The sequence below is a fragment of the Paraburkholderia sp. RAU6.4a genome (assembly GCF_050435625.1).
Taxonomy (GTDB): Bacteria; Pseudomonadota; Gammaproteobacteria; order Burkholderiales; family Burkholderiaceae; genus Paraburkholderia; species Paraburkholderia tuberum.
On sequence record NZ_JBNDKQ010000001.1, the window covers coordinates 285,096 to 309,113 of the forward strand.

Genomic DNA, 24,018 nt, shown 5'->3' on the forward strand with positions numbered 1-24,018 from the left:
TCTCGTTCAGCTTCTGAACCGGTCGATGATGACACTCAGCTCCGCGCCGACCTTGACGCCGAGCAGCGTGGAAATCAGCGGGATCGCGCCGGCGCTGAAGAACGCGCCGAACTCGCCGCGCGGCAGAAAGCGCGGGTCGAGAAAACCGCCCGCGAACACGAGGCCCAGAATGCCGATGCACACGTAGATCACGCCCGCGAGCGACTCGACGACGCTCAGCAGCGCGACGTTCAACGTCGAGCGGGGCCGCGCGAGCAGCATCAGCATCACGGCGGACGCGACGATCGCGCCGCCCTGGAAACCGCCTCCCGCCGACAGATGGCCGTTGACGATCACGTAGCCGCCGAAGGTGAGGATCATCGGCAGCAGCACCTGCTTGCCGGTATGTACGATCTCGCCGGCTGGGCGGCGCGCGGGCGCGGATTCGTCTGCCGCAGCGGCGGAGGTCGCGTTGCTTTCCTCTTTCAGCAGCACCCCGACGCTCGCCGCGACCATGAACAGCACCGCGACTTCGCCGAGTGTGTCGAAGCCGCGAAAGGTGATCAGAATGCCGGTCACGATGTTCGGCGCGCCGAGTTCGAGCGGCCCTCTGACGACGTAGTACCAGGCGAGCGGGCGCAGCGCCTGCAACTCCGTGTAGCCGCCGACCAGCCGCCAGAACACGACCGCGAACAGCAGCACCGTCAGCAGCGCAAACGCGCGACGCATCATGATTCGGCCTCCCCCGCGGTGCGCCCGCCTTCGTCGGCGAGTGCGTCGGTGATCGTGGACGGGGTCATCGGCGTGCGGATCAGCCAGGCGGCGCGCGATAGCGCATGCGAGGACACCGGGTTGGTCACGAGCACGAAGTAGATCAGCAGGATCAGACGGAAGGTCCAGTTCGGGTGATAGAACGCGAGGCCGATCAGCACGAGCATGTTGCCGAGCGTCGACGCCTTGGTGCCGGCCTGAATGCGCGTATACGCATCCGGCATGCGCAGCAGCCCGAGGCCGGCAGAGAACAGAAAGACGGCGCCCACCAGGATGAACACGCTGCCGATCAGTTCGAACATGCGCTAGCCCTTCTGATAACCGGTTTTGCGGATCGCGTACAGAAAGATGAAGGTCGCGAGTCCGGAACCGATCGCGGCTTCGGCCATCGCGACGTCGGGCGCGGCGAGCAGCAGGAAGGCTATCGCGGCGAACAGGCTCGCGAGCCCCGAGCTCACCATCGCGGCCAGCAGATTCTTCAGGCAGACGGCCAGTACGCCGCTCACGAGGATGCTCGCGCACATCAGCAGCAGGAGCAGTTCGAGCATGGCTCACAGCCCCCTTTCGAGAAAGCGCGCAATCGCGAGCACCGCGAGAAAGCTCAGCAGTGCATAGACAAGTGCGACGTCGATATAGACGAAACGACCGGAGACTTGCGCGTACAGCGCGATCAGCGACAGCGAGACGACCGTCAGCATGTCGATCGCGACGATGCGGTCGACGAGGGTCTTGCCGATCACGAGACGGATCACGCCGAACAGGATCGCGAAGAAGATCAGCACGGCGGCGATCCGGAGCATGATCTCAGCCAAAGACTTTCTCCAGATGCTTTTCGAACGGTGCGACGAGTGCCTCGGTCGCTGCGTCGATATCGGTCGTCTTCACGTCGAGCAAGTGAATGAATAGTATGTCGTCCCGAATATCCATGACGAGCGAGCCCGGCGTGAGCGCAATCGAATTGGCGAGCGCGAGACGGCCAAGCGGTGTTTGGAGGCGCGTGCGAACCTTGACGATGCCGGGCTTGATGTCGATACGCGGCGAGTACACCAGCGCCATCACGTTCAGATTGGCGCGTACGAGCTCGACGACGAAGGTCGCGCTATACGCGGCGAAGTGATACGGTGCGCCTGGCGTTAGACGTAGGCGCTGCCATGCTTCGCCCGATGATACGAAGACACGCGCGATGACGAAGGTAATGACGAGACCGACGAGTGCGGGTTCGACGGCGAGCGATGCATTGGCGATCATCCAGATGACGAACAGGACGACCCAGAGGCCAGGCATTCCCCGAGGAACGAACGACGACACCGGTTTTCCGTTGTTCGCAGCCATGTCATCGGTTCCTCAGGAGGCCTTGCGGAAAATTCTAAGTGACAACTTATGGCAAAGCAACCGGCGCACGGTTGTGCGTTGGTGGTCGTTTTGTGTGCGTCAATCCGCGCGGCGCTTATCGGCTGCTGATCGAGTGAATTAGTGTCATTGCGATCTGTTCAATAAAATGGCGCGCGAAAAGCCGACGCCGATCGGCGCGCATTTATTTTGAAACAGACTGCGTTGCCGCGATAAGACACGACGTTGAATCTCTAAGCGGCGCCGTACCGTTTTTTAATCACCTGTGACTGATCGGAATCTGGAAGTCTAGTCGCCAATCTATGCGTGCGCTGCATAAATTGATTTTTTTAATGAATTTGCGCCGGCGACCAGATCCCGGTCGAATGTCGGGTTTCGCGCGGTTTGAATTCTTCAAATGACCAATAAGGAGCAACAATGAAAGCCATGCTGGCAACCCTGACGATTGCGCTGCTGGCCGTCTCGTCCGGAAGCGCAATCGCCAAGGATTGGTCGACCGTGCGGTTCGGGGTCGACGCGAGCTACCCACCATTCGAATCGAAAGCGGCTGACGGCAAGCTCGTCGGCTTCGATATCGATCTCGGCAATGAGATCTGCCGCCGGCTCAACGCGAAATGCGTGTGGATCGAGAATTCGTTCGACGGCATGATTCCCGCGCTGAAAGGCCGCAAATTCGACGGCGTGCTGTCGACGATGTCGATGACGCCCGCGCGTCAGGCGCAGATCGCGTTCTCGTCGAAGGTGTTCCGCATTCCGACGCGTCTGGTCGCGAAGAAGGGCTCGCCGATCGAGCCGACGCCGGAAGCGCTGAAGGGCAAGCGCATCGGCGTCGAGCAGGGCTCGATTCAGGAAACCTATGCGAAGACGTATTGGGAGCCGGCCGGCGCCACGATCGTGCCGTATCAGGATCAGGATCTGGTGTATTCGGATCTGCTTGCCGGCCGTATCGACGCGTCACTGCAAAACGCGGTGCAAGCCGATATCGGCTTTTTGCGCACCGCGCGCGGCAAGGACTTCGGATTTGCCGGCAATCCGCTTTACGACGCGAAAACGCTCGGCAGCGGCACAGCGATTGGTTTGCGTAAAGAAGATACCGATCTGCAGGAAAAGATCGACAAAGCCATTGCCGAGATCCGCGCCGATGGCACTTACGACCGCATTGCGAAAAAGTATTTCGATTTCGACGTGTACGGTCAGTGAGCCGGGGCCGCGCCGCACGTGACCAGTTTCGACCTGGCACTCGCGCGGCCCGACACCTAAACTTGTGTCATGACCGTCCTGAGCCGTGCTGCGGCAAGCGGGGATGCCCGAATCGGTTGCAACCGGCGCCTCACGCGGCGCTGCAGGTTTCCGCTTACAAAAGTCAGCGGGCAGGGGACGGCGCAATGCGGCCACCGGCTCGCGTGCGGATCGCCTTGCGCACACGGCGCGATCCGCATTGGGGGGCACCGACATGCACGGCTTTCAGATCACGTTCTTCACCCAGCAGGGGCGCAGCCATCATGGCAAGCCGCTTGCCGACTGGCTCGTGCGTCTCGCGAGCGAACTCGGCCTGCGCGGCGCGACCCTGATCCCGGCTAGCGAAGGCATCGGCCATCATCATCGCATTCACTCCGCGCACTTCTTCGAGCTTGCCGATCAGCCGTTGTCCGTCGTGATGGCGGTGACGAGCGACGAAGCCGATCGGCTGTTCGATCGACTGCGCGCGGAAGGTTTGCATCTGTTCTACGTGAAGACGACCGCCGAGTTCGGCGTCGTCGGCGAGGCCGACGGGGCTTGAACGACCGGGCCTCGATGGCAAGCCCCACGCCTCGCTCGTCCAGGCGACGAAGTCGGCCGCCATGTCGGAATCGGTGCGTGCTTCCAGCTTGCCGCTGCGGCACGCGTGGCGGAACACCTCGTAGTCCTTCTCGACCTGGTCCGCGTACGCGCGCGAGTAGACGCGCGCCCGGTGTGGCTATTGGGCATGGCGCATGCTCCGCTGCAAGAGGCGAGTCATCCCAGGGAGAGCGAATCATGCGGCAGGTTTCGGCAAACATGCTGATCGCGCTGTCGGCCGTTGCGTTGCTGGCGGGCGCGTCCGGCTGCAAGCGGACGGCCGGGAATGGCGGTATCTCGACGGGCCAGGTGAGCAGCGGTGTCATGAGCAATTCGGCGAGCCCGCGCGGCACACCGGGCGATAGCGACGCGGCAAATCGTGCGAACGCCGAGGCGGGCGCGGCGGCGAGCGCAGCGCCCGCCGCGAGCGACGCCGCGTCGGTCCACAGCACGCCGGCGAGCACGGCGTCCGCGACGCAGTAAGCGTCGCTTAGGCGCGACGGCGCATTGGTCGCCGTTCCATGCGCGCAGGCTTGCTCTCGGTCCTGCGCATGGCGACGCCGCGCGCCGCAGGCGCCGCCTTCCTGGCAGACATGACTCATTGAAAGACGGACCGGACAGGTATTCGCGCCGCGGCGAAGCGGCGCTCGCGTGTGCGTGTGATATGGAACGCCGGCCCGCTTCAATGCTATGCCGTGGGCTCCTCGTGCCGCACATTGACCATCCACGGCACGCCGAAGCGGTCGATCAACGTGCCGAAGCCGCTGGTCCAGAAGGTCTGCTGGAATGGCATCGTGATCTGTCCGCCGTCCGCCAGCGCGTTGAAGTATTTTTCGCCGGACGTCTGGTCGTCGGCGGTGACCGACAGGCTGAAGCCGGCATGCACGGCGTTGCCGCCGCGGCAATCGCCATCCGACATCAGCACGTGCGTGTTACCGATGACGAGCGTCGCGTGCAGGATCTTGTCGGCGTGTTCGGGCTCCACCGGGCGAGCGGGATCGGGCGGCGCGTCTTTCGCGCGCAGCTTCAGCAACTCCTGCGCGCCGAGCGCCGAACGATAGAACTCAATGGCTTCCTCACAACGGCCATTGAAGAACAGATAGGGCTGGATTTCCATGCTGATTTCCTGAGACGGGGGAGGGTCGGGCGGACGATTCTATCAGCGTGATCTCGCGGATGGACGGCTGTCGAACCTGCGATGCATCGATCGGCCCCACGATGAAGCCACACACCTGATGCTCTACAGCGTATCCCCGCATCAGGCCTTCCCAGCATGACTCCCGCCATTGGCCGGATAAGCCTCCTGCAACGCGATCGAGCCTGTCTCCAGCAGCGATTTGAGGTTGGACATGATCTTCGGCCAGCCACCCGACACCGCCTCGATGAATTTCGATGGATCGCGCTCGATCGTATGCGTGAGCGTCAACTTGACCGCCGTTCCGCTCGGTTCGAGCTCCATCGTGCAGCGCGAATCGCCTTCGGCCTGCAACTCGGGACGAATCTGGTGCTGCCAGCGGATCACCAGACGCCGCGGCGGATCGGCCTCGACGATCTCGCCCGCGTCGAAAATCTGGCCGCCGCTCGACACGAGTTTCCACGACGAGCCCGCCGTCCATTCGCTTTCGCAGTGCATGCCGAACCAGTACTGCTTGATGAACTCCGCGTCGGTGAGCGCCGACCACAACTGTTCCGGCGTAGTGCGGATATAGGTCACATAGACGAACGTCGATCTAATCATTGCCTTTCTCCAGGCGTCGTTTCAGGGTCGAGAGCGCCTTCAGGCGCGGCTTTTCGAACTTGGCAATCCAACGCTCGTAGATCTGCTGCAGCGGCACCGGATTGAGGAAGTGCAACTTTTCGCGCCCGCTGCGTACGGTAACGACGAGGTTAGCCGCTTCCAGCAGGCCCAGATGCTGGGTCACGCCTTGCCGCGTCATGTCGAGGTGGTCGCACAGGTCGTTCAGAGTCTGGCCGTCGTGCGCGTGCAGCACATCCAGCAGCTTGCGCCGGCTCGGATCGGCGAGGGCTTTGAATAGCACGTCGGTGTCGTCGGGGCGCTCGGCCATGAACGGCTACAGGCAAGTAATTTGTTGCATTTACTATAGGCAAGAAATTGCTTGCCTGTCAAGGCGACGTGAGGGACGCTCCGCAGGTTCGACACAAGCGCCGACTACCGTTTACGAGGCGCTCAAGTACGTTTCGGAATGTTGCCGCCATGCAAAGGACCGAACAGCCGCGCACAGAGCACGCCCATCGCCAGGATACCGAGGCCGAATGGCACGGCATCACCCGTTGCCTCGATCCGAAAGTCGCCAACACGAAAAACCAGAAGATAGCCGACGACCATATTGAAGAAGCCCCACAGTACATTGACGGTCGATGACGACAGCCCTTTTCCGGACGGCTTCGCGAACGGGCTCTGAAACGGCTCGCCCATCACACCGCAGACGAAATGCGGCACGGCATTCGCGAACAGAACACCGCCGAAAAAATAAGAGACGACATGCGGCCAATCCATTTCAGTTGCTCCTTGAATCGAGTAAATCGATGAGGTCGCGGGCTGTGCCCGTTTCGATGCCGGTTCGGATGAAGTACCTGCAAACGTTCAGGAGTCAGCGAGCCGCTGCAGCAGTTCCACCGCGGCGGCGAGCGTGGCCTGTTCTCGCGGCGATAGCTGCGCTTGCAAGGCACCGATCAGCCAGTCCTCTTTGGCCGCCCGACTTGCCTTGAGCGTTCGTCTGAACTTGGGGGTGAGATCGATAAGAGTTTTGCGTCCGTCGGTTGGATCCGCTTCGCCTTTGACGACGCCCAGCGTCTCCAGACCGGCAACGGTAATGCGCATGGACTGTGGTTTTACGCGCTGCGCTCGCGCTAGCGCGGAAACTGTGGCTGGGCCGCCGCGCTCCAGATGAAACAGCGCCGACTTCTGCGCCGACGTAAAGTCGCTCGATTGCGAATGTTCTCGCGCGCGGCGAACCAGTTTGCTCACGGCAATGCGCAGTTCGCCCGCAAGGGCGGCTAGATCGGTAGATTGGGAAGACGGTGATTGTCGTGACATGCCGAGAACATAGCAGATATACAGTTTAACTGTACAAGTAAACTGAAGATATTTTCGCCGTCGAGTCCGCACGAACCCAGCATAAACAAGCGCCTGTGAGATACTTCCTCATTCACGCATAATCCCCGAGTCCACCGCGTCTCAACCGGCCCAGGCATGCAAGCCCATCCCCTCCGACTCGCGCCCGGCGACGACCTTCGCGTCGCCGTCGAAGACGCGCTTCGTCAACGCGACCTGCAAGCGGCCTTCGTCGTCCAGGGCATCGGCAGCCTCCACGTTGCGGCATTGAGGTTCGCTGGCGCGCAAGCGCCGACGGAAATTCGCGGCGACCTCGAAATATTGACCCTCGCAGGCTCCGTCTCGCCCGATGGCGCTCATCTGCACATGTCGATCGCGGATGCGCGCGGGCAGGTGTTCGGCGGTCATGTGGCGCGCGGCTGCACGGTACGCACGACCGTCGAGTTGTTGCTCGTGTCGGTTCCGGGCTATTCGTTCGCGCGGGAGCCTGATCCGCAGACGGGTTTTATGGAACTCGTGATTCGCGGCGGCGGCGCTCCGCAGTCCGGCTCCGCCTGATCACGCAAAGGCGCTATCGCTTCGCGCGCCGGTAGTCGCTCAACGCCCCGCCAACATCCGCCCGCCGAGCCCCACCAACAGCACACCCGCTGCCGTATCCAGCCCGGCCTTGCGCCGAACCAGCGCGCGCCGAACCGACGGATGCGAGGCAAGCAACGCCATCGCGCAGTACCACGCGCACGAAATGCCGATCGACAGCGCCACGACCGCGATATCGAGCCACAACGGCGCATGCGCGGGCACCATCAACGCAAAGATGCTGCCGTAGAACGCGATCGACTTCGGGTTGGTCATGCTGACGAAATAGCCTTTCTTCGTCGCAGCCCAGCCGGACGCGGCGGCGAGCCCAAGGCCGGTCATCATGCCGGCGCTTAGCAACAGGACGCCCGCAAGCGCAAGCAGGATGTTGGCGGAATGCAAGATGAATCCCCCGTGGCGGGCCGACATGGGTCCGAGCGATCGCTCCGACGCTTTCATCATACCGGCGCGCTTCGGCCCGGCTGACCGTGTCCCTGATATGGGGAGGTCGGGTTTACTGTAATTGAAAGAGCGTGCCCTTCCGAAGCATGATTCGTCGTACGTTGTACGATGAATTTCAACGTTGCCCGACAACTTGGTTCGCGAACTCGCGGAGTCGGTTGCCGGCGAGGCTGCCGCATGGTCGGCTCGCAGCCAGAAAATAACCTTCGAGACGCAGTCCCATGCTGGGCAAAGCATTTCTCTTGCAATGCGTTCTCGAGATCCGGCCGGGAGCCGGATGGTTGCGTCGAAATAAGTTGGGTGATCTTTGGTTTTCCGCCCTCGCGCGTCGGCAGTGGAAGCTCCCGATTTCAGGTTGTACCTTATACGATGTCTTATAACAAATATTGATGGTCCACATGCCCTGACGCTTTCCCCGCCGCATCCGCGCGAAGGGCGAGGCCTGCCAGGAACACGCAGTGGATCCACTCCCAAGGAGATAACTTATGAAGATGCGCTCAGTCCGAGAGCTTGCGGTCCTCGGCCTGTTTGTTCTGACCGTCGCCGGTTGCGGTGAGGGTAATAACATTTCAGGTCCAGGTACGAGCTCGACCACGCCACCCACCAACCCGACTTCGCCGAGCTCCCCGGTCTGGACGCCCGGCCGCTACGCTGGCGACACGAACCTGCCGGATTCGCCGTCTTTGCCGGCGGACACCCAGGTTTGCTCGACGCTTCAGGCAAGCAATAACCTGGTGAAGAACGCGGACGGCTCGCTGCCGCTCACCTCGGATCCGACGCCGGTCACCTACGGCGGCGCAACCACGGCGCTGAACAACCCCGACCAGGCGCGTATCCAGGCCGCGCTCGACGCGTGCGGCGCCGCCGTGGACGCGGAAGTCGGCGCGAAGATTACGCAGGCCGATCAGCAGGCAGCCGCTACGCAACAGGCGGCCAACAATCCGAACGTCAACATCGCGGGTGCATCGAGCGAAACGCTGTCGAATCCGACCTACAAGGCCACCAAGTTCGCGGTGCGTCTCGTCAAGAACAGCGGCGGCGCCGGCAATGCATTCCTGAGCGGTCCGCTCGTTCTGCCGTCGGGCGTCACGCTGTGGATCGACGACGGCGTCACGCTGTTCGCGAGCCGCGACGTGGTCGTCTACGACAAGACCGCGCAGGATCGGCCGAACGCGATCACCTGCGGCGCCGCGATCAACAACCCGGCCGGGCTGCCCGCGCCTGTCGGCACCGCCAACGCGGGCGCGGCGACCATCGCGGGCACGAGCGGCATGCAGAACTGCTATCCGCTGATCCGCGGCACGCATACGGTCAACGCGTCGATCATGGGCACGGGCTCGATCGATGCGCGTGGCTATATGCCGCTGATCAGCTCGTCGCCGCAATATCCGACGATCCGCTGGGCCACCGGCGTCACCGAGGCGTTCACGTATTCGGGCAACAACATCACGGGCGTGACGACGCCGAAGTTCAGCTGCACGAACACGATCGCCGCTTACCGCGCGGGCACGCTTGCGCCGGAAGGCACCGCTTGCGATGTGGTCACCGCGATGGGCAAGACGACGCTGACCACGCCGGCCGTCACCTATGTGGTGAACCGCCAGGCAACCAGCATCCCAGGCGGCTACACGGTTACGGGCGGCGGCTGTACCGCTGGCACGGGCGGTTGCGCACGCTGGGTGCCGGCAAGCTGGTGGGATATCTCGTACCACGGCAACAAGGACATCGGCGGCGGCCCGTACAGCTTCCAGGGCAACCCCGGCGTGCTGTGGATGCAGCAGTCGAAGAACCTGTCGCTGTATCAGATCACGTTGCGCAACAGCACGTTCTTCACCGTCGAAGCCGACGGCGTGGACGGCCTCACCGTGTGGGGCATCAAGATCATCACGCCGTTGCTGCCGGATGCGGCGAACCAGGCGAGCGTCGGCATGAACAACGACGGCTTCGACGGCGTCAGCGGTTCGTACTCGCACCTCTATACGGGCGCGACGATCGATGCCAGCTCGACGGGCGTGAAGAACACCGACGGTGTCGACCCGAGCGTTGCAGCGGGTCCGGAACACGCGGCTCTCGGCACGGGCAGCAAGACGACGTCAGCAGGCCAGGTGTACTTCGACGGCTACGTGAAGAACGTCGCGATCGTGTACAACTTCCTGAGCCCGTCCGACGACAACGTCGCGTTCAAGGGCGGTCTGCAGGATCCGCGTCCGGCGGCGGCACAGGGCGCGACGACGCCGGCCAACATGCTGTGGGCCATCGACGGTAACCGCGACGTTTCGTCGAACCGCACGTACGGCATCACGGTGGCGCACAACCACAACTACAACGGCCATGGTCTGTCGATCGGCAGCCCGACGAATGCAGGTGTCCGAAACATTCACTTCTACGACAACTACTTCGACAATATCTACGACGGCACCAATTCGTCGACGGATATGGGCGTCGTGGGGCTGCGTATCAAAAGCGGTCAGGCACGCGGCGGCGACGTCAGCAACATCTACTATGACGGCGCATGTATGCGTGGCGTGAAGGATTTCCTCGTGTTCGACATGTACTACACGGGCCCGAGTGCCGATCCGATCTCGTACACGGGGTTGGGGTGGCTGGTGCCGAGCTTCCACGACATCAACCTCAGCAACATCCGCATGATGAACATCCCGGCCAACAAGACTGCGGGCAAGAACGGCGGCGGCGGCCTGACCTTCCGCGGTCTGCATGCTGACACGGCATACGCCAATACGCAGAGCGTGATCCAGCTGAACCTGGATAACGTGGTCGCGGACAAGGATGTCACGATGTCGATTGCGAACCTGAGCAAGCCTGTCGTGAACATTGGCGCGCTCGATGGCTCGACGCAATCGAAGGCCGCCAACGCCACGCTGAACCTGGGCGCGAACGTGAGCCTGATTGGCTCGTCGATGGCTCACGGCACGGGCGGTATCCTGACGAACACGTCGAGCGGCGCGGGCAAGTACACGACCCCGACGAACACGTTGAACCTGACCGTCAATGGCAGCGACGACGCCGGCGCCGCGGGCGACACGAATCCGGCGGCCACGATCGTCTCGCAGAATGCGAAGCTGTCGCTGTGCGATCAGGCTTCGTCCTGGCCGGTCTTCCCGAATGTGAAGTAAGCGTGGTTGCTTGAAAGACCAGGACTCGCGGTGTCAGGCTGCGGGTTTTTTTGAAGCCTCACGGGTGACTGTGGGGCTTATTTTCTTTTGGGCTGGCGCGGGAAGTCACCATTCCGCGGTATTGCCATGCGCTCGAACCAGCTTGTGCAGCAGGTTGGCCGGATCGTCGGCGCAGCCCGCATTGGTGCGTTCGCGAACACGCGTCATCGATACAGACAAGCCGAGGCCGAATAACAGCAGCCCCAACACCGCTACGCATCCGAGAGCAATGTTGTTCATGGCAATGCGGCTCCTTGTCAGGCAATCGACGCACGCCTGTTTGGCGAGAATCAGGCGGCCCCCATTCTCGCACGGGCCGGCACGCGAGGTCCGCGCGGCTGGACCCCGCAAAAACGACGGCGCCGCGATCGTTCCAACACCGATCGCGGCGCAGCTTACTACTCAAATACGTGGACTACGGCCATGCTTAGTCTTTGTGATCGAATTCCGGCAGCGCACGCGTTCCTTCAATCGCGACCGAATGCAGCAGCTCAGGCTTCAGATCGAGCAGACGCAAGATCGTCGGCGCGACCTGCGTGGTCAGCACCGGCTCGTCATTGACCTGCCCGGCGTGATGCGTGTGAGGCACGTACATCACGAGGCCGAGATGGCTGTCGTCGGGCGCGTTGCCGCCATGCTCTTCGTCCTTGGACGTGCTCGACGTATAGATGACGCCCGGGTTCGGTTGAACGATGATGTCGGGCGTACGGCCGCGCGACGGGTCGCCGAACCGGTTAGCCAGTTGCGGGCCGGACAGGATGTACGCCTGAGGGCCGTCCGCGCAAATGCTGGGTGCGTTGCAGCTCAGATTGGCTTTCAGCGTCTTCACGACCGAAGACACCTGGCTTTGATCGCGCAGCCAGATCAGGCCGACGTCGTCGGTCTGCACGAAACCCGTGCCGACAAGTCCGGTGCCGTCGTTGAGGTTGCCGCTCTTCGTAGCGGCCTGCCCGAAATTGCCGCCCGAATCCAGGTAGTTGTCGGCTTCGAGCAACTTGGTCAGCGTATCGCCGTTCTTCACGAGCTTCGAATGATCGGTCGGCGACTGGCCATGCTTCGCGGTCACGATGATCGCCGTCGACGAATAGAGATTGCGTTGCTTCAGTTCGGACACGACGCGTCCCAACGCGTCGTCGATATACGCGATCGCGCCGGCGACTTGCGGACCCGGCGTGAAGCTCGCATCCAGATAGCCGCCGCCCGACGCGACCGTGGCCTTCTGCGCGACGCTCAGCGTCTGGAAGTTGGCGCCGAACACGGTCGGCACCGCGACGTTCTTTTGACCTGTCGAATCCTGGCCATCGATTTCATGGATCAGCGATTGCACGTGGTAGTTGTCGAACTTCTCCGTGTGCGTGTACGTGTCGAGGTAGTAGGTATTGGTATCTGGATCGATCGAATTTATTTCGGTACGCGAAAGGTCGTCGACGCCCGCGCCCGACGGTCCGTTGAGCCAGTCGTAGCCCCACGCGTGCTTGTCCGCCCACGCGGTGCGCGCGCCGTTGACGTTGCCCTTGATCACTTCGAAAACCGTGTTGGTCTTCAGATAGTTGTGCGGATAGACGGGCGTACAGACGCCATTGACGAGCGCATGCGGAATCGCCTGCGGATTGAACGCGCCGCCGCCGTCGAGATGGATCAGCGCGCCGCCGTTCTCGCCGTCGATGCCGGTCGTTTCATCGAAGACGACATTCCAGCCGGTCGGGCCCGTGCAATGGGTATCGGAAGGCGCATAGAGCGTGCGGTCGTAGGAGACGTCGTAGAACAGCCCCGCGGACTTCGGCGAGCCGCCGGTCACGAGCGCGGCGAGGCCCGGAAACGAATCCGACAGTCCCGGTGTATGCGCGTTCGTATAGGTGGTGCCTGACTTCGCGAGCAGCGCCAGGTTAGGGCACGTATTCGCGCCGATGCAACGCGCGACGTCCTGCTCATGCAGACCGTCGAAGCTGATCAGCAGCACATGCTTGACGGACGCGCGATCGCGATCGTGATCGTGATCGTCGCCGGCTGTTGCGACTGCCGAGTACAACCCGGCGAGTAGTGCGACGGCGGCGCACATTGCGCTTTGCTTACGCTTCCATTTCGTGATCGGTTTCATGTCTCGTCCTTTTGTTTGACAACGAATTTGGGTAGTGCGGGACGAATTTGAACCGTAAAAAAGTCATTTGCGTGACCTGAAATTAATATTTGGCAATACTGAGGTGTTAAGGTCTTGTTAAGCTTGGGGTGATCCATTCGACGCGCATGCGCTGTGAACCTGATTCGATTCCGCGCGTGATTTTTCGCGGGTCGACAAGCATAAAAATGGCACGGGCTATTGCAGACCCCTGCCGTTTCGCCGGTCGGTAGTCGAATATCGCCAGGCGTCATCCCAGTGAATGAATCAAGGTCTGATCCGTCACCTGCACCGGCCTGACCTTGATCGATTGACTATAAAGCGGCGGCAGCGTCGAGCAAAACTCGTCGAGGTCTCCTTGTGGCATGCCGGGCTTAACGTATTGCAAAGGCGACGGGTTTACGTGGGGCAGTGGACCTTCCATCGTCGAACCGTACGCGCCGAGTTCAAGCAGGCCTTGCGAACCGCTGTCGGGGCCGAGCGCCATCACGAACGTGCAGTATTGGTGCGAGCAGCGGCCGCCGCGCGGCGGCGCCGCCGTCCGTGCCGCTCGCGCCATGCCGGTCGCCGCGATCGCCGCGCCCGCACGCGGCATGACGCGCGCGTTTGCCTAGTGCGCGGCCGGCTCCTGCGTGATGGAATCTACGCGGTCGGGATAGAACGCAAGGTGCTCGCGGATCGGCGCGACAGCGTCGTATGGGTGCTCGTAGGTCCACACCGCGTTGGTGCCGCGCTCGCCGGCCGAAGGAATCGAGAAGTATGCGCATTCGCCCTTGTACGGACAATAAGTGGCGTGCGCCGTGCGTTCGAGCCGGGTCATGTCGACGTCCTTGCGCGGGATGTACAGCACGGCCAGATAGCGGGCTTCGAGCAGCGTCAATGCGTCGTGCGTATCGGCAATCACGTGACCGCCTGCCATGACGATCACGCGCGCGTGGTGGTGCTCGATCATGATTGGATGATCCGGGCCGGGGATCTTGACGGGTTTGTCGTTCGGGACCGAATGAGTGGACATAACGAGGCTCCCTGCGAAAGTGGGGCTGCGAGGTTTCGTGCGTCGACGGCGATGTTCGTCGCCGAACGCCACGCAAGCGACTGAAGATCGCCCGTATTGCCGTACTACTTCCTTTCAGGTATTTCTATCACATACTAACGCAGACCTTCCAGGTGCTGTGAGCGGCGCAATGCCCGTCGGAATTGCATCAGTTGCGTGCGCGTGCTTTTGTGCAACGGGATGGCGACTTCGCGGAAGACGAACACGATCAGCCGACTGACAGGAGCGCGTCATGCTCGTTGGATATGCCGTGTATGACCCTGCAAGTGAGCCTGCAATCTCGTCGACAAATGGCGAGGTTGTTTGACTATGCCGGCGCTTCGGAAGTGTTGGTCACTTCGCGCATTTGGGGCGTGTGCCGCTCTAACCTTGAACCTGTTGTCCTGCCCTTCGCACGCACAGGTCGCGCCGAGGCAATTGTCGAGCAATACCGTGATTGGCGGCAATGTAAAGCAGCACGCAGACGCTGTGCTCGCGATCATGACCTACACGACAGTCCCGGACGTTACGACCAGTAACCTGTCGGTCAACAACGGCCTGACGGGTAATCCCGGCTTTGGGCAGACGCAATTTGGCGGCGGCTTCACCCTCAGCAGGTCGTTTCCGTTGTACATGGAGGGCACGCTCGCCTACAGCCGCTACGATCCGATCTTCATTGCCACGGATGGCGCCCAGCAGCGTGCGGTGCCGACGAAGTGGAACACCTTCAGTGGCACGGTCGGCCTGGGGTGGGATTTCCGCATCACGGACGAACTGGTATTCCGTCCGATCTTGAACGGCACGATTGGGCGTGTCTCGAGTGACCTGAAGGTAGGGCAGACCCTCTTCAATCGTGTCACCGACAGCAACCTGCAGTTCCTCGAAAACGGCTCGCTGAACGCCTACGGCTATGGTGGCTCCCTGATGCTCGACTACGAGCATTACCGCGAAAACTACGAAATCGACGCCGAACTGCGGGCAACCGATATTTACCTGCGCAGCTTCGGCGGTTCGTCGGAGGCCGTTCAGGGCTCGGCCATGGCGCAGCAGGTGAGCCTATGGACGCGCTGGCGCGCGCCCACCGGCTGGCACGCGCTGGACCGGCCGGTCCGCTATGTGCTGGAAGCCGCTTACTCGCATTATTTCGGCGATAGTGCCGGCGTGCTGGGTTTCAACGACCTCACGTCGCTGGGAGTCGGCCTCGAACTCGACAGCAGCAGGTATCCCGTCATCGTCACCCGTACGCGGGCGATGGTGCGCTATGTGTTCGGTCGCAACGTGCACGGGGTGTCGTTCGGATTCGCGATGAGTTTCTAGCCGGGCCAGCTTGCCGGTCCAGCAACGAGGCTCGAACCCATGCGCGCGATCCAATGCTTCTGGTTCTCGCTCGGCCGTGCGGTATAGCGCTTGCTCGGCCCAGACATGAATCGATCAAGGGAGTCGTGATGAACGACGAACCGAAACAGCCCGATGCCGGCGGCAATCTGCCGGGCACGTTGTAGCAGAACCAGGCCCTGAACGAAGGGCCAAAACGAAGCACCTCGTGCCATGCGTACATTCGGACAGAGCCGGTCGACGAAGCGGATCGACAGCGAGCCGGACATGCGCCTGCAGAAGATAGAGATTGCCGACTTCCTCGTAAGCTGGACCGTCATCCGGGATTCGGAAGGCGCTTTCCAGTGGGTCGTGGTCGTGACGGAGCGTGGCGGCAAGCATCACACGATCTTCGAGCGACGCGGGACGTGCGGCCACGTGTCATGGGACGACGCGCTCGACATCGCGGCCGAAACCGCGCGCCGCGTTGCGGCCGGGCTCGTCGAGCCGGGTGAACCGGCGAAGACGAAACAGCGGCGCGGGCGCACGCCGGGTGCATCGCGCCCTAATCGTTGATGCGCGATCGCGGGCGGCGCCCCGTGGTGTCAGTAGTGTGTGCTAGTTCCATTGACGCCGCGTCTGTGCCGCGCGACGCGACCTCGGCAGCCAATGCCGCAACGCGAGCAATACAGTCGATCCCAGCAGCAGCGTGGCGATCGGAAACGTGCCCGCGGCATTCACCGCAATGTCCATCGGGCGCTCTCCGAGCAACTGCATCCGGCGGCGCGTCATCGCGGCGCCGAGCGACTGCAGTTCGTTCTTCAGCACGCGCTCGGCGTCGGGCAGCAGGATGGTTTCCTCGTCGGCGACATGATGAGCGACTTCGCGGATCAGTTGATAAAAGAGCCCGTCGTAGGCGGCGTTTTCGGGGCCCATCCCGCGCAGCTTCGCGATCGTTGCGCGCATCTCGTCGTGCTCGGGACGGCTTTTTCTCAGTGCCTCGTCATTGCCGAGCGCGCGGTCGAGCGCCGGGTAGAAAATTTCCTCCTCGAGCTGCGCGTGGATATCGAGCGCGTCGCACACGCCGTTGACGATCGCGCGTTTGCGCCACCACGGCGTGGACGCGTGGTATCGGTGCGAAGCGGCGAGCACGTGCATATGGTCGAGGCGGATCATCGACGTAATCGACGGCGACAGCGATGAGGCGTCATTGGACATGGCGTTTCTCCAGGGAAAGGGTGCCGGCGGATACCGCATGCGCCATTCCCGCTGCCCAGCAATCGATCAACGCGGTGCCGGCTGCCGCGAGCGGAGTGCGTTGCTGCTCGTGAGGGCGCTCAACGCGGAGTCCGCGGCATCCGCCGCACGGGCGAACAGGTCGTCGACGATTCGCCGCGCCGCGCTATATCCGCCCATCAACGCATCGGCCTCGGTGTCGAACGGCCGGCTGCCTCCAATGTCGACGCGCAGCGGCGAGAACGTTGCGACCGCAGCGCCCGCCTGATAGATGTGAACCACCGCCGCGTAGCGTGTGCGTACCGCCGCGCGCCCGGCGGGGCGCAACGTGAAATCCGCCTCGACGGTCACCTCGATCGTGAACCCGTGGTATTCGTAGGTCCGCCTCATCATCATGTCCTTCGTCGCGTGAGTGTGTGATCGTGCCGGTGCGCGATGATCATGCGCGACGGGCGCGGCGCTAATTGCCGCCATGCGCGCTCGAGCGGCGCTGGCTCCGTGCTTCGAGCGTAGCGAGCCGCGCTTGCGGCTGCAGCGCCGGCGGCAGTTCGGCGTTGGCCTCGATGCGCGCGCGCCAGTAAGCCGGCGTCGCAATTCCCGTGCCCTGCCAGTCGACGCGGTCGCATTGAACGAGTTGTTCGAGGCGCTGGACAATCGCGCTGACGTGCGTCAATTTCCTGTGACGTCGTTGTGATTACGCGCGGCTTTCACAGGTTCTCTCCCCGTTTTGTTATCTCCAGCTTACTCGTCGTTCACAGTAAGTCATACTGGCTTGATGACATGTCCGAAAACGCCGGATTCAGCATGCTCGCATTTGCAAAAAAAAAAGTACATCGCAGTGAGTTGTCGGAGACAGCCGCATTGTGGACAGCCCCGTCCACTCTCGCGCCGCAGTTTGCGGGACCCACATTCGACGAACCGACGCGCCGGATTGCTTCTACGCTCGACTGTTGGTGTGACGTCGTGATGACAGCGTGTGCAAATGAAGTTCGCGCCGTCGTCGGTTAGCCGGTCAAGTTCTGATCTGGATCAAAATAGCAAAAGGCGGTGTGGTGATCGCGCCGGCGCTCGGGTACCCTCGTTGGAAATCCCTTTGTGCGTGGCACGATGAACGTGGTGACTATCGCGAGGGAGAGCGAAATGCCTGATGTCGGACATGGCTCGTGCGCTACCGATGCACGCAAGCGCGGCGCATCCGCGCGTTGCGATGGTGATCGCAACGCGACTCACGCAGCGAAGAATCGGCGCGCGGCAGCGCTGCGCGGAACGCTCGTGATGACATTTGCCGTCGCCATGATGGGCGGGTGCGCGACGTCGGCCGAGCGCACCAATGTGCAGCCTTCGGGTCAACAGACGTGCAATGTGGCCGGCAAATTCTGCAACACGTTTTTCGGACCTTGACGGAAACGCTCCCAGCGCGTGTCGGCGCGCACGGCACGTTTCCTGACCGGCCCACGTTCGTCTGCAATCGGACGACCGATGTTGGACGTGTCGCGGCGCGCGCGTTTGCTCGGGCGTGTCCATGGCCTTCAGCTTGTGGACAGCGAGCATCGGTTGGAGGAGCATGGTCGCTTGGATACGCTTGAAGGGGTATGCGCGATCGGACAATTCCACCCCACCATTTACGAGCACGAGCGAGGCAACCAGTCGTCCTATTGCAGGAGGAAAGAAATGCTCACGCGGAAAACCAAGGACATCGTCAAGGCCACGGCCCCGGTTCTGGCCGCGCACGGCTATACGATCATTCAACTTTTCTGCAGACGGCACTTCGAGGCGCCAACAAGCACGCGAGCCTCGACGTGAAAGCGGAGCACTATCCGATCGTCGGCGAACATTTGCCTGGCGCGATCAAGGACGTGCTCGGTGACGCCGCGACCGACGACATCCCCGCGTGGGCGCAGGCATACGGCAATCTCACGGACGTGCTGATGGGCATGGAATCCGAATTGCGCGAAACGCGCGCATCGCAGCCAGGCGGCTGGACCGGATGGCGCACGTTCGTCGTCAAGGAGAAGCGGCCCGAGAGCAGCGTCATCACGTCGTTCATTCTCGAACCGAAGGACGAACAGCCGGTCGCGAACTTCGAGCCGGGCCAGTACATCGGCATCGCGGTCGATGTGCCCGCGCTCGGCCTGCAGCAAATCCGGCAATACAGCTTGTCCGACGTGCCGAACGGCCATAGCTATCGAATTTCGGTCAAGCGCGAGAGCGGCGAGGCCGGGCGGCCGCCGGGCTATGTGTCGTCGCTGCTGCACGATCACGTCGAGGTATTCGGACTGGAACTGTTCGCTGAATGACGCATACGGTCGTGCCGCGCGACGGCTGCCGCGGAAGCGACAAGCAGGAATGCAGTCACCGTGACCGGGAGTGCGGCATGAAAGTGCACCATCTGAACTGCATTTCGACTTGCCCGCTGTGCGGCAAGCTGTTCAACGGCCACCCCGATTCGCTGATCCGCCGCGGGCATCTGACCTGCCATTGTCTGCTCGTCGAAAGTCCGGCGGGGCTCGTGCTCGTCGATACCGGTTTCGGTTTGCGCGATGTCGCCGATCCCTATTCGCGCCTCGGCAAATTCTTCCTGAGGCTGCTGAAGCCTGAGTTCCGAAATGAAATGACGGCGATCAGGCAGATCGAGCGGCTCGGTTTCGACCCGGCCGACGTGCGCCATATCGTGATGACGCACCTCGATTCCGACCATGCGGGCGGGCTCGACGACTTTCCGCACGCGACGGTGCACATGCTCGCGAGCGAGCGCCAATACGCGGCGCAGCAGAAGACGTGGCTGGACCGGCAGCGCTTCAGGCCGCAGCAGTGGTCGTATCAGAACATGTGGCGCGTGCATTCGCCGCAGTACACCGAGCGTTGGGAGGGCTTCGCCAAGGTCCATCCCATCGAAGAACTCGCGAGCGAGATCGCGCTCGTGCCGTTGCGAGGCCATACCTATGGTCACGCGGGCGTCGCGGTACACGGCGATGGCGGCTGGTTGCTGCTCGCGGGCGACGCCTATTTCGACAGCGGCGAGCTCGACCCGGTGCGCCCGCATTGCGCACCCGGTTTGCGCTTCTATCAGTGGATGCTCGAAAAGGATCGCGCGGCGCGACTGTACAACCAGCGCCGCCTGCGTGATCTGGCGAAGCGGGCGAGCCCCGCGTTGACGATTTTTTGCAGCCACGACGTCGACGAATTCGAGCGGCTCGCGGGACGTTCGGTGGCGGTGCCGGCGGAGCAGATGGTGTGATGCTCGCAGGCTTGCGCGCGCCCCCGGTGCTTCGCGGATCGCTCACGTCTTGCGCCTGGCCGAGGCACCGTGCGCGGTGGGGCGCGTTTCCTATACTGCCTTTGTCCTCCGTTTGGATTCCAGGGGACATCGTTCTCAAATGCGCTTGCGGCGACCATGCCGGTTGAAGGCTGGTGGCTCTTTTTTGCGCGAGCGCATTTCATCGATCCGGCCGCCGCAGCAGCGCGGCCGCGAGCAGGCCCGCGCCGAGCGCCACGTAGACGTTCCCGAGCGAGCGGCACGACAGGTGCGCCTCGAATCCAGGGGTAAGCCTGTTGGGCACCACCTTGTAGTCGACCACATACGCGCTCGCCACGGTCGTGGCCGCGGCCACCGCGGTCGCGCCGGGCCGTCGCGACGGGTCGGGGCCGGCCATCCGGTCAACCAGTTGCTCGAACATCATTGCCCAGAAGATCGCGGCTGCCTGATGGATCGCGAAGCCGGTCACCGTATGCCGGATGCTGAAGCCGCGTTCACGCAGCGCGCGTTGCGGCCACAGGCAGTGGGTGACGGCATTGATCGGCGCGAGCGGGCTGCCCGATGCGTCCGTGGATGCCGCCGCGGCTGTTGCCGCCGACATGCAGCCGGCCAACAGCCCCGATGGGACGGCTCGGCGTAGCGTCGCACGGGTGGCCTGATACCACGGAGAACCGATTTTGTACTCGAGCGTTTTCATGGCAGGGCTCCGGTTCGGGCGCGCAAACGCACGCCCCATGATCGCGGACAGCGGTACGCGCGAGGAGCAGCTTGGCGCGTTCCGCGCGGACGATGCGCAGGAATGCCGGCCGAAAATCGTGGTCCCACTGCGATACGTAGTGCGCTTCATCGACGACGACGAGTTCGATGCGTTGCCGGGAACGCGCCCGCAATGACGCTGCGGATGATGTCCCGTTGGCCCGGGCGCAGCCGGCTGATCCCGAACACTTCGCGCAACGTACTGCGCATCGCGTTCAGACGGTCGGACGTGTCGCGCGGGATGGAGGTGTCGGTCATGAAGTTGGCGGTTGGCTTGCGGCACGGCGAGTCAGCCTGCGACGCAGCAAACATCGTACCGCGACGCGGCGCCGCAGCCGGGAACGCGATGTGCTAATACGTCATGACGTGACATTTATGGCCAAACGGGTGGACTCATGAACAAGGAAGACAAAAGCGACGCGTATCCCTACGCGTCGGGCGGATGGGGGTCGGTCAAGGCGGTGGCGACAATCCTGCTGCAGGAAAAAGCACCGCTGAAGGATAGCCAGGTTCTGATGCATCAGAATAAGCCCGACGGTTTCATGTGTGTCAGCTGCTCGTGGGCGAAGCCGGCCGATCCGCATACGTTCGAGTTTTGCGAAAGCGGTGCGAAAGCGACCGCGTGGGATCTGACGGCCAAACGTGTAACGCCCGATTTCTTCGAGGTCCACACGGTCAGCGAGCTCGCCAAATGGCACGACCACGATCTCGAGGAAGCGGGGCGGTTGACCGAGCCGCTGCGCTACGACCCGGCTACCGACCGCTACGTGCCGGTGCCGTGGCAGCAAGCATTCGATGCGATCGGCGCCGAGCTGCGCACGCTGGACCCGGCCAGCGTGGTGTTCTACACGTCGGGCCGCGCTTCGCTGGAAACCTCGTACATGCTGCAGCTTTTCGCGCGCATGTACGGCACCAACAATCTGCCCGACAGCTCGAACATGTGCCACGAAAGCACCAGCGTCGGCCTCAAGGAAGCGATTGGCGTGGGCGTCGGTACAGTCTCGCTCGACGACTTCGAGAAGACCGACCTGATGTTTTTCTTCGGCCAGAACGTCGGCACCAATAGCCCGCGCATGCTGCATCAGTTGCAGGACGCGCGCAAACGCGGCGTGCCGATCATCACGTTCAATCCGCTACGCGAGCCGGGGCTGCTGCATTTCGCAAACCCGCAGTCAGCGTTGGAGATGCTCACACCCAGCGATACGCAGATCAGCACGCAATACCACCAGGTGAAGACGGGTGGCGATACCGCCGCGATCCTCGGCATCTGCAAGCTCGTCATCGAAGCGGACGATCGCGCGGTGAGCACGGGCGATGCGCGCGTCGTCGACGTCGATTTCATCCGCGAGCATACGAACGGCTACGAGCAATTCGCTCAGTACGCGCGCGACGCGAACTGGGACGACATCGAGCGAGTGAGCGGATTGCCGCGCGACGCGCTCCAGGCAGCCGCCGACGAGTACATGAAGGCAAACGCGGTGATCATCCATTACGGCATGGGTCTCACGCAGCATCGGATGGGCGTGCAGAACGTGCGCATGCTGTGCAATCTGCTGCTGCTGCGCGGCAATATCGGCAAGCCGGGCGCGGGGCCGTCGCCGGTGCGCGGGCATTCGAACGTGCAGGGGCAGCGCACGGTCGGCATTACCGAAAAGCCGGAGCTCGCGCCGCTCGATCAATTGGCCAGACAGTTTTCGTTCGAGCCGCCGCGCGAGAAAGGCATGAACATCGTCGAGGCCTTCGAGGCGATGCTCGACGGCAAGGTCAACGCGATGATCAACCTCGGCGGCAACCTCGTGCGCTCGGTGCCCGACCGGGTGCGCACCGAACCGGCGTGGGCCGCGCTCGGGTTGACCGTCAACGTGGCGACCAAGCTCAATCGCAGCCACCTGGTGCACGGCCAGCGCTCGTATCTGCTGCCGTGTCTGAGCCGCATCGAGATCGACCGGCAGGCGGGCGGCGCGCAGGCGGTGTCGATGGAAGACAGCACGGCGCACTTTCATGGCTCGCGTGGCATGGCCGAACCGGCCGCGCCGACGATCCGATCGGAGCCGTTCATCGTCGCGGGCATCGCGAAGGCGACGCTCGGCGAGCGCTCGAGCGTCGACTGGGATGCATGGCGCGACGACTATTCGCGCGTGCGTCTGGAGATGTCGAAGACATGGCCCGAGATATTCGGTGATTTCGAGGCGCGCATGTGGACACCCGGCGGCGTGATCCGGCCGCTGCCGGCGCGGGAGCGCAAGTGGAAGACCAAAAGCGGCAAGGCCGAATTCATGGTGCCGACTTCGATCGGCGAAGATCCGGACATGCCCGCGCGTGAGCCCGATTCGCTGCGGTTGATGACCTTGCGCAGCGACAGCCAGTTCAACACGACCATCTATGGCCTCGACGACCGCTTCAGAGGCATCAAGGGTTCGCGCATGGTGATTCTGATGAATCGGGCCGATATGGAGAAGCGCGGACTCGCGCACGGCGACCGCATCTGCCTCGAGACGATCGCGGACGACGGCGTCGAGCGGCACGTCGACGGACTGACCGTCGTGCCGTTCGACGTGCCGCAGGGATGCATCGGCGGCTATTACTCGGAATGCAATCCGCTGCTGCCGCTATGGCACTACGCGAAAGAGAGCAAGGTGCCGGGCGCGAAGTCGATTCCGGTGCGCGTACTGGCGGCCACGCGGTGATCAGTGCTTCGTGGATACAAAGAGGCCGGCATCGTTACCTGTGCCGGCCGCTGAATTACACCCGGGCAGCGCGTGAAGGGCATGATAAGCGCGTGCCCATCTCCATCATAGTCGGGCCAGGGGCCCTTAACGGGCGCGCAGGGTGTTGGTAATGCATGAGTTGCGTACAGAGCCGAACCAGCAAGCTGGCAAAGGACGAGAGCCTAAAGTTTCGCACCGGCTGTGGCGCGCGCAGCGCTATCCGTGATGTCCGTTACCCGGCATTGAAGAACAGCGCACGACGCCACATAGTGTTCGGATACTGCGACGTCCCCTACGGATTTCGGGGACAGCGTTTCTCCAGAAGCGCTCATGGCATTCCATCGCTGCCTCCGGGCTGTGGTTCGATTTGCCGGCAACCCGGCATCGTCCGTTT

The 24,018-nt window shown here is 62.7% G+C and carries 29 protein-coding genes and 2 pseudogenes; 10 read left to right on the forward strand and 21 right to left on the reverse strand.

Features of this window, described 5'->3' with window-relative positions; all coding sequences use genetic code 11:
• Positions 1–6: 6 nt before the first annotated feature.
• Genes OKW40_RS01230 through OKW40_RS01250 form a run of 5 tightly spaced genes read right to left on the reverse strand, consistent with a single transcriptional unit; the run spans position 7 to position 2,082 of the window.
• Entirely contained in the window at positions 7–711 is a 705-nt protein-coding gene (locus OKW40_RS01230) for a Na(+)/H(+) antiporter subunit B (RefSeq protein WP_429487772.1), read from the reverse strand.
• Positions 708–1,052, reverse strand: coding sequence for a monovalent cation/H(+) antiporter subunit G (mnhG, locus tag OKW40_RS01235; protein WP_429354800.1), 345 nt, complete (start codon positions 1,050–1,052; stop codon positions 708–710). The genes OKW40_RS01230 and mnhG overlap by 4 nt, the downstream gene beginning before the upstream one ends.
• A 3-nt stretch (positions 1,053–1,055) precedes the next feature.
• Positions 1,056–1,298: a hydrogenase subunit MbhD domain-containing protein gene (locus OKW40_RS01240; protein WP_018422732.1), complete on the reverse strand. Its 243-nt coding sequence runs from the start codon at positions 1,296–1,298 to the stop codon at positions 1,056–1,058.
• Between the two features lie 3 nt (positions 1,299–1,301).
• Complete coding sequence (locus OKW40_RS01245) at positions 1,302–1,562, reverse strand: monovalent cation/H+ antiporter complex subunit F (RefSeq protein WP_018422733.1); 261 nt, start codon at positions 1,560–1,562, stop codon at positions 1,302–1,304.
• Positions 1,555–2,082 carry a Na+/H+ antiporter subunit E gene (locus OKW40_RS01250; RefSeq protein ID WP_184059169.1) on the reverse strand — a complete coding sequence of 176 codons (528 nt, stop codon included), beginning with the start codon at positions 2,080–2,082 and terminating at the stop codon, positions 1,555–1,557. The genes OKW40_RS01245 and OKW40_RS01250 overlap by 8 nt, the downstream gene beginning before the upstream one ends.
• Positions 2,083–2,517: 435 nt before the next feature.
• On the opposite strand from OKW40_RS01250, the gene OKW40_RS01255 reads away from it, so the two are divergent.
• The 3 genes from OKW40_RS01255 to OKW40_RS01265 all read left to right on the forward strand — a co-directional run bounded on the left by OKW40_RS01255 (position 2,518) and on the right by OKW40_RS01265 (position 4,401).
• Positions 2,518–3,300, forward strand: coding sequence for an ABC transporter substrate-binding protein (locus tag OKW40_RS01255; RefSeq protein WP_429402140.1), 783 nt, complete (start codon positions 2,518–2,520; stop codon positions 3,298–3,300).
• Between the two features lie 253 nt (positions 3,301–3,553).
• A complete protein-coding gene (locus tag OKW40_RS01260; protein ID WP_090811812.1) occupies positions 3,554–3,880 on the forward strand; it encodes a DUF190 domain-containing protein in 327 nt (108 codons plus the stop codon).
• Positions 3,881–4,116: 236 nt separating this feature from the next.
• Positions 4,117–4,401 (forward strand): hypothetical protein, encoded by a 285-nt coding sequence (locus OKW40_RS01265; protein ID WP_184059165.1) that lies wholly within the window; start codon positions 4,117–4,119, stop codon positions 4,399–4,401.
• Positions 4,402–4,606: 205 nt separating this feature from the next.
• Here OKW40_RS01265 and OKW40_RS01270 read toward each other — a convergent pair whose 3' ends face one another.
• The 5 genes from OKW40_RS01270 to OKW40_RS01290 all read right to left on the reverse strand — a co-directional run bounded on the left by OKW40_RS01270 (position 4,607) and on the right by OKW40_RS01290 (position 6,976).
• Positions 4,607–5,035, reverse strand: coding sequence for a VOC family protein (locus OKW40_RS01270; protein WP_429402144.1), 429 nt, complete (start codon positions 5,033–5,035; stop codon positions 4,607–4,609).
• 141 nt (positions 5,036–5,176) lie between these two features.
• Positions 5,177–5,656 carry an SRPBCC family protein gene (locus tag OKW40_RS01275; protein ID WP_429487774.1) on the reverse strand — a complete coding sequence of 160 codons (480 nt, stop codon included), beginning with the start codon at positions 5,654–5,656 and terminating at the stop codon, positions 5,177–5,179.
• Positions 5,649–5,984: an ArsR/SmtB family transcription factor gene (locus OKW40_RS01280; RefSeq protein WP_018422741.1), complete on the reverse strand. Its 336-nt coding sequence runs from the start codon at positions 5,982–5,984 to the stop codon at positions 5,649–5,651. The genes OKW40_RS01275 and OKW40_RS01280 overlap by 8 nt, the downstream gene beginning before the upstream one ends.
• 122 nt (positions 5,985–6,106) lie before the next feature.
• On the reverse strand, positions 6,107–6,436 hold the full coding sequence (locus OKW40_RS01285; RefSeq protein ID WP_429487776.1) for a hypothetical protein: 330 nt from the start codon (positions 6,434–6,436) through the stop codon (positions 6,107–6,109).
• A gap of 87 nt (positions 6,437–6,523) precedes the next feature.
• On the reverse strand, positions 6,524–6,976 hold the full coding sequence (locus tag OKW40_RS01290) for a MarR family winged helix-turn-helix transcriptional regulator (protein ID WP_429487778.1): 453 nt from the start codon (positions 6,974–6,976) through the stop codon (positions 6,524–6,526).
• A 156-nt stretch (positions 6,977–7,132) separates the two neighbouring features.
• On the opposite strand from OKW40_RS01290, the gene OKW40_RS01295 reads away from it, so the two are divergent.
• On the forward strand, positions 7,133–7,552 hold the full coding sequence (locus OKW40_RS01295; RefSeq protein WP_184023491.1) for a PPC domain-containing DNA-binding protein: 420 nt from the start codon (positions 7,133–7,135) through the stop codon (positions 7,550–7,552).
• Positions 7,553–7,591: 39 nt separating this feature from the next.
• Here OKW40_RS01295 and OKW40_RS01300 read toward each other — a convergent pair whose 3' ends face one another.
• A complete protein-coding gene (locus OKW40_RS01300) occupies positions 7,592–7,999 on the reverse strand; it encodes a LysE family translocator (protein ID WP_429487780.1) in 408 nt (135 codons plus the stop codon).
• A gap of 518 nt (positions 8,000–8,517) precedes the next feature.
• Here OKW40_RS01300 and OKW40_RS01305 point away from each other — a divergent pair.
• Entirely contained in the window at positions 8,518–11,166 is a 2,649-nt protein-coding gene (locus OKW40_RS01305; RefSeq protein ID WP_429487782.1) for a glycosyl hydrolase family 28 protein, read from the forward strand.
• A 108-nt stretch (positions 11,167–11,274) separates the two neighbouring features.
• Here OKW40_RS01305 and OKW40_RS01310 read toward each other — a convergent pair.
• From OKW40_RS01310 to OKW40_RS01325, 4 genes and pseudogenes are all read right to left on the reverse strand, one after another.
• Positions 11,275–11,445: pseudogene (locus tag OKW40_RS01310) on the reverse strand (MAPEG family protein); the annotation flags it as partial.
• 187 nt (positions 11,446–11,632) lie between these two features.
• Positions 11,633–13,303, reverse strand: a complete 1,671-nt coding sequence (locus OKW40_RS01315; RefSeq protein WP_429487784.1) for an alkaline phosphatase family protein — start codon at positions 13,301–13,303, stop codon at positions 11,633–11,635.
• 268 nt (positions 13,304–13,571) lie between these two features.
• Positions 13,572–13,916: a hypothetical protein gene (locus tag OKW40_RS01320; RefSeq protein ID WP_429487786.1), complete on the reverse strand. Its 345-nt coding sequence runs from the start codon at positions 13,914–13,916 to the stop codon at positions 13,572–13,574.
• 15 nt (positions 13,917–13,931) lie between these two features.
• Positions 13,932–14,336, reverse strand: coding sequence for a DUF427 domain-containing protein (locus OKW40_RS01325; RefSeq protein ID WP_184059155.1), 405 nt, complete (start codon positions 14,334–14,336; stop codon positions 13,932–13,934).
• 348 nt (positions 14,337–14,684) lie between these two features.
• Between OKW40_RS01325 and OKW40_RS01330 the strand changes: the two genes are divergently transcribed.
• Positions 14,685–15,671 (forward strand): hypothetical protein, encoded by a 987-nt coding sequence (locus OKW40_RS01330; protein ID WP_184059269.1) that lies wholly within the window; start codon positions 14,685–14,687, stop codon positions 15,669–15,671.
• Here the strand turns inward: OKW40_RS01330 and OKW40_RS01335 are convergent.
• Positions 15,668–15,958, reverse strand: coding sequence for a hypothetical protein (locus OKW40_RS01335; protein WP_429487787.1), 291 nt, complete (start codon positions 15,956–15,958; stop codon positions 15,668–15,670). The two genes, OKW40_RS01330 and OKW40_RS01335, sit on opposite strands and share 4 nt — an antisense overlap.
• On the opposite strand from OKW40_RS01335, the gene OKW40_RS01340 reads away from it, so the two are divergent.
• Positions 15,957–16,244 (forward strand): hypothetical protein, encoded by a 288-nt coding sequence (locus OKW40_RS01340; protein WP_429487789.1) that lies wholly within the window; start codon positions 15,957–15,959, stop codon positions 16,242–16,244. The two genes, OKW40_RS01335 and OKW40_RS01340, sit on opposite strands and share 2 nt — an antisense overlap.
• Positions 16,245–16,286: 42 nt before the next feature.
• Here OKW40_RS01340 and OKW40_RS01345 read toward each other — a convergent pair whose 3' ends face one another.
• The 3 genes from OKW40_RS01345 to OKW40_RS01355 all read right to left on the reverse strand — a co-directional run bounded on the left by OKW40_RS01345 (position 16,287) and on the right by OKW40_RS01355 (position 17,577).
• Positions 16,287–16,886 (reverse strand): hemerythrin domain-containing protein, encoded by a 600-nt coding sequence (locus OKW40_RS01345; RefSeq protein ID WP_184023476.1) that lies wholly within the window; start codon positions 16,884–16,886, stop codon positions 16,287–16,289.
• A 66-nt stretch (positions 16,887–16,952) separates the two neighbouring features.
• Positions 16,953–17,378, reverse strand: a complete 426-nt coding sequence (locus OKW40_RS01350) for a hypothetical protein (RefSeq protein ID WP_429487791.1) — start codon at positions 17,376–17,378, stop codon at positions 16,953–16,955.
• Positions 17,365–17,577: a hypothetical protein gene (locus OKW40_RS01355; RefSeq protein WP_429487793.1), complete on the reverse strand. Its 213-nt coding sequence runs from the start codon at positions 17,575–17,577 to the stop codon at positions 17,365–17,367. Before OKW40_RS01355 ends, OKW40_RS01350 begins: the two co-directional genes overlap by 14 nt.
• A gap of 998 nt (positions 17,578–18,575) precedes the next feature.
• Here OKW40_RS01355 and OKW40_RS01360 point away from each other — a divergent pair.
• Together OKW40_RS01360 and OKW40_RS01365 are read left to right on the forward strand one after the other, a co-directional pair.
• Positions 18,576–19,174 (forward strand): annotated as a pseudogene (locus OKW40_RS01360) (nitric oxide dioxygenase); the annotation flags it as partial.
• A gap of 104 nt (positions 19,175–19,278) precedes the next feature.
• On the forward strand, positions 19,279–20,142 hold the full coding sequence (locus OKW40_RS01365) for an MBL fold metallo-hydrolase (protein WP_429354790.1): 864 nt from the start codon (positions 19,279–19,281) through the stop codon (positions 20,140–20,142).
• 199 nt (positions 20,143–20,341) lie between these two features.
• On the opposite strand, the gene OKW40_RS01370 is transcribed toward OKW40_RS01365, so the two are convergent.
• Both OKW40_RS01370 and OKW40_RS01375 read right to left on the reverse strand, forming a co-directional pair.
• Positions 20,342–20,857 (reverse strand): hypothetical protein, encoded by a 516-nt coding sequence (locus OKW40_RS01370; protein ID WP_184059265.1) that lies wholly within the window; start codon positions 20,855–20,857, stop codon positions 20,342–20,344.
• A gap of 146 nt (positions 20,858–21,003) precedes the next feature.
• Entirely contained in the window at positions 21,004–21,174 is a 171-nt protein-coding gene (locus OKW40_RS01375; protein ID WP_429354789.1) for a hypothetical protein, read from the reverse strand.
• 137 nt (positions 21,175–21,311) lie between these two features.
• Here OKW40_RS01375 and OKW40_RS01380 point away from each other — a divergent pair, with 137 nt between their 5' ends.
• Positions 21,312–23,603 carry an FdhF/YdeP family oxidoreductase gene (locus OKW40_RS01380; protein ID WP_429487796.1) on the forward strand — a complete coding sequence of 764 codons (2,292 nt, stop codon included), beginning with the start codon at positions 21,312–21,314 and terminating at the stop codon, positions 23,601–23,603.
• The last annotated feature ends 415 nt before the right edge of the window (positions 23,604–24,018 follow it).